The sequence below is a fragment of the Nitrospira sp. T9 genome, from assembly GCF_052156535.1.
Taxonomy (GTDB): domain Bacteria; phylum Nitrospirota; class Nitrospiria; order Nitrospirales; family UBA8639; genus Nitrospira_E.
Map to the genome: position 1 here is coordinate 1 of NZ_JBQKUP010000010.1, position 5085 is coordinate 5085.

Sequence of the window (5085 nt, forward strand, 5' to 3'; positions counted from 1 at the left end):
AGGGCCGTCGGGGTACGCGCGGCCTGCAGGGCAATCAGCTCCGGCACCGTCGTGGCTGTCGGATAGGCCCGGGCCGTGGCATTCCACTCCTCCACCACTACCGCCCGCTCCGCCGCCCCCATCATCGACAACGCCGATAACCGTTGTTCCGGTTGGTTAACGATCGCTTCTAAAATTGACTGAAAATGCCCGGCCATTCGCTGAATGGTGGAGGGTTCGAACAGATCCGTGTTGTACTCGAAAAATCCGGTCAGCCCTTCCGGCTCGAGCGTCATTTCCAAAGACAAGTCGAACTTGGCGCTTCCAGGATCGATGTCAAGCATTTCAATCTTCAGATCAGGGAGATCAAAGGTCTGAGCATTCAGTGTCTGCAGAGCGAACATCACCTGAAAAAGGGGTGGATGGCTTAAATCACGGGTTGGCCGCAAAGCCTCAACAACGTGCTCGAACGGCAGATCCTGATGGGCTTGCGCGCCAAGCACGACTTCACGGACACGGCTCAACAGGTCGATGAAGCGCGGATTACCGCCGAGATCGGTCCGGAGCACCAGCGTATTGACGAAAAACCCGATGAGGTCCTCCGTCTCAAGACTGGTCCGATTCGCAATCGGCGTACCGATCGAGACATCTGTTTCTCCGCTATAGCGATGCAACAGTACCTGGAAGGCTGCCAACAAGGTCATAAACAACGTCGCCCCCTGACGCCTGCCGATGACATGCAGTGCAGTCGTCAGGGGGCCGGGCATCATGATGACATGCCGTGCACCGCGGAACGTTTGAACAGACGGACGAACATGGTCGGCTTGGAGCGCCAGGACCGCAGGAGCACCGCTCAGTGTCAGTTTCCAATAATCGAGTTGCCGTTCCAGAACCTCACCGGCAAGCCATTTGCGCTGCCACTGTGCATAGTCCGCATACTGCAGGCACGGCGCTTGGAGCGGAGACGGTCGGCCCGCTCGCAAGGCAGCGTACGAGGCAATCATGTCGGTAAGGAGTAGATTCAGCGACCAGCCGTCCGCGATGGCATGGTGCAAGGTCACCATCAAAACATGGTCCTGCTCGTTCAACTGAAACAACCGCGCCCGCCATAGTAGACCACCTTCAATATTGAATACGTGCCGGGCCTCCTCGTCGGCTAACCGCTGAACCTCCTGCTCCCTGTCATTTCCCGTTGGGGGAGCAATGACTATACACGCGAAGGGTGTCGGTAGAGATTCATCAATCACTTGCGACGGACGCCCATTGGCCACTGTAAATATCATCCGCAGCATGTCGTGACGACGAGCCACGGCGTCAAAACTTGCCCGCAAGGCCGCCACGTCCAACGGACCGGCCACTCGCATGCCGAACGAAAGATTGTAGAACCAGCTGTCCGGTTCCATCTTCGCCAAAAACCAGAGCCGCTGTTGTGCAAATGAAAGTGGGAGCGGCCCCGTTGTGTCCACAGGAACAATCGAAGGGGGCTGGGGGCCGGCTTCTTTCCCCCGCCTTCCATCCACAGCCACGGCCAGTTCCGAAACCGTGGGGGAATCGAATAGGGTCCTGAGCGGCAACTCGATATGAAAGGCGCTACGGATTCGCGACATGATTTGGGTTGATAACAGGGAGTGGCCGCCAAGTTCAAAAAAATTATCGTGTATTCCCACACGATCCACCGTAAGAATGTCCATCCACATGCCGGCTAACAATTCTTCCGTGGTCGTGCGAGGCGCAAGATAACGTTGTGCGAGATGATCATCGATGCCCGGAGCCGGCAAGGCCCGGCGGTCGACTTTTCCATTAACAGTCCTCGGCAACGTGTCGAGCGCCACGAAAAAGGCGGGGACCATGTATTCAGGAAGTTGTGCCTCAAGAAACTGCCGTAGGGCCGCGGCATCGACCGGTTCCTTTTCACGATTGACGACATAGGCCACCAACCGCCGGTCGCCCGGCCGGTCTTCGCGCACCACGACCACGGCGTCTCGAACAGACCCGTGGCGGTTCAGATGCGTCTCGATGTCACCGAGCTCGATCCGGAATCCTCGAATTTTGACTTGATGGTCCAGGCGTCCCAGATACTCGATCGTGCCGTCTTTCCGATATCTCGCCAGATCGCCCGTGCGATAGAGGCGCGCGCCACGCTCCGTACCGAACGGATCCGGCACGAAGGATTCTGCTGTGCGGATCGGATCCTGCACATACCCACGCCCGACACCGACACCTCCGACACACAACTCTCCCGACACACCAACCGGAACCGGAAAAAGAAAACGATTTACGATATAGAGCCGAATATTGGGTATTGCCCGACCGATCGGAACCTGGAGGAGACCCTCAGGAGGAGCGATCATGATCGGATGGACTGCAACATCGTCGGCACATTCAGCCGGTCCATACGCATTCATCAGGGGAATCTGCGGATAGTGCTCAAACCAATGACGACACAAGGACGCCGGCAAAGCTTCACCGGTTGGCAAGACCCAACGCAGTCTGGATAGAGAGGTCATTGAACCAGATGCGCGGCCGGTGTCCAGCAACGCCTGCAGCAATGCGGGAACCGTCTCAAAAATACTGATCCCCGCCTCTTCAAGATGCGGTAAAAGTTTCTCAGGATCGCGAACGATTTCGTCCGGCACGATATGCGTGCGCGCTCCGCATACCAGCGCCGTCAAGAATTGCCAGACTGAAATATCGAAACATTGTGATGCCGTCTGCGCGATCACGTCAGTCCCGGTTAGTGACAGGGATGAGAGTTTACTCGAAAAATTGTTGAGCATGCCGCCATGCGTGACCATCGCTCCCTTAGGCACACCGGTCGAGCCGGACGTATAGATGACATAGGCCAGATGTTCCGGTCGCGCCCGTTCCGGAATATTTTCCTCATGGCCCGGCTCAGCCAAGACGGCATCAAGCGACAACAGAAGTGGACGAGCCTCCTCCGGCAGGGAAGCCACTGCCTGTGTCAGATGGTCCAACAAACCCGCTGACGTCACGACCACCGGGACCCGGCTGAGTTCGAGAATATTCACCAGCCGCGACGTGGGATGATGAGGGTCCAGCGGAAGATAGGCTCCGCCGGCCTTGAATACGCCCACGATCATCGTGAGGAGAGCGGGACTTCGTTCGTCCAGCAGAGCGACGATGGTTTCCGGACCGACCCCGGCGGACACCAAATCATGGGCGAGCCGGTTGGCCTGTCGATTTAGTTCGTGATAACTCAGGACACGACCCTGGCAGGAAACTGCAGGCGACTGGGGCGTTCGCCGGACCTGCTCTTCAAACCGGACACTGAAACTCCTGTCTTCCTGTTTGTGCGCCGTCGTCGCGACCCACGTCGTGAGGAGCTGTGTGCGTTCATCCTGCCCGAGCATGGGCAATTCGCCGATTCGAGCGTCAGGGCGCTGAACCATCCCTTCCAGCACCCGTTTCAAATGGCCGATCATTCTGACGACCGTTTCCGAGTCGAACACCCGGCGGTCATAGGACAGCTTCAGACCCAGTTCCTTCCCCGGCCATCCCATTACGGTCATGGGGTAATTGGTATGGACCCGGTATTGCTCTTCTTCGGCACGAAACATAATTCGTCCATCGCAAAGCGCCGGATCGACCGGGGCATTCTCGAAGACGAACAGGCTGTGAAACAGCGCTTCCCCCCGCTGAATTTCACTGCAACGTTGAATATGGACAAGCGGCGTATATTCAAACTGCCGCAGCCGGACATTCTCCGCCAATACATCTTTGAGCCATGGAAGGACGTGACGGTCAGGCGAGACCCGCGCACGCAGCGGAAGCGTATTAATGAACAGTCCGAGCACGGACTCCATGCCCAGCAGATCTGTCGGACGACCGGCGACGGTCACACCGAACAGAATGTCCGGATCGCCACTGTAGTAACTCAAGAGAATCGCCCATGCACCTTGCACGAATGTGTTCGGCGTCAGTCGATGCTGTTGGGCCAATGAGACCAGGGCCGCCGTGGTGTCAGCGCTCAAGTGGATGCAATGATCCGCCGCATCTTCATTTTGATCGGCAAGGCCTTCAGGCGGTCGGTCATACGCCAGTGGCGTCGGCGTTGAAAAATCACGGAGGTAGTCCCGCCAGAACGTCTCCGCAACCTTCAAGTCCTGCTTTTGTAACCATGCAATGTAGTCCCGATAGGGACGAGGGACATCTGTCTGACAGTCCCGCCCCTGGGCACAGGCTTCATAATGCGCCAGAAAATCCATAAGCAGCGGTGAAATGCACCATTCATCCAATAGGATATGATGAAAACTATGCACAAACTGATAGGTATGGTCGGTCAGACGAATCAAGCGCAATCGCATCAACGGCGCTTTGGCAAAATCGAATCCTTTTTCCAGTTCGCGTTGCAAGAGAATATCCAGGCGGCTGATTTGCTCCACCCGATTCGTCCCACGCCAATCCATAACATCGAGAGGGACTTCCACCTGCTTATGCACGGCCTGCAACGGACGTTTCTGAGTCTTCCACGCAAAGGACGTGCGCAAGATGGAATGACGCGCAATGACCTGTTCCCACGCCCGGCGAAAGACCTCGGGATCCACGTCTCCCTCCACGTAATACCGGTTTTGCATCAGATAAATACCGGTGCCGGGGTTCATTAACGTATGGAACAACATTCCTTCCTGCATCGGCGAAAGCGGGTAAATGGCTTCGATCTGTTTTGCGGCGGCGCGCTTGGTCGACTCGACCTTCGTTGCATCAATCATGTTCAGGTCAATCCCCTATACGATTTCTTCCAGTAAGTTCTGCATATCGTCATCCGTCAGTTCCACATCAGAGATTCGAGATGGATCGGCGGCGTCCGGCAATGATTCTGTTGCTGCCGCGCTGCCGACCACCGCCACGGCAACAGCAGAGGCAACGGTCGGATGGTCAAAGAGTTGCTTGGGGGTCAATTGGATTCCTGCGCGGTGGGCCCGCGCCAGAACCTGCAGGCTGGTGATCGAATCGCCGCCGAGTGCAAAGAAGTTCTCGTGGCGACCGACGCGAGGGAGCCCGAGCACCTGCGCCCAGATCGCCGCCAGGGTCCGCTCCGTCTCCGTCTGCGGCGCTTCCTCCGCCCCCGGCCGCTGGCTCTCCGCC

The 5085-nt window shown here is 57.3% G+C and carries 2 protein-coding genes; both read right to left on the minus strand.

The window, feature by feature from the left end; translation table 11 throughout:
• On the minus strand, positions 1-4709 hold a 4709-nt coding region (locus tag ACTRXD_RS00100), incomplete at its 3' end, for an amino acid adenylation domain-containing protein (protein ID WP_442429854.1).
• Positions 4710-4724: 15 nt separating this feature from the next.
• Positions 4725-5085 (minus strand): phosphopantetheine-binding protein (locus tag ACTRXD_RS00105; protein WP_442429855.1); only part of this gene is annotated, 361 nt, incomplete at its 5' end.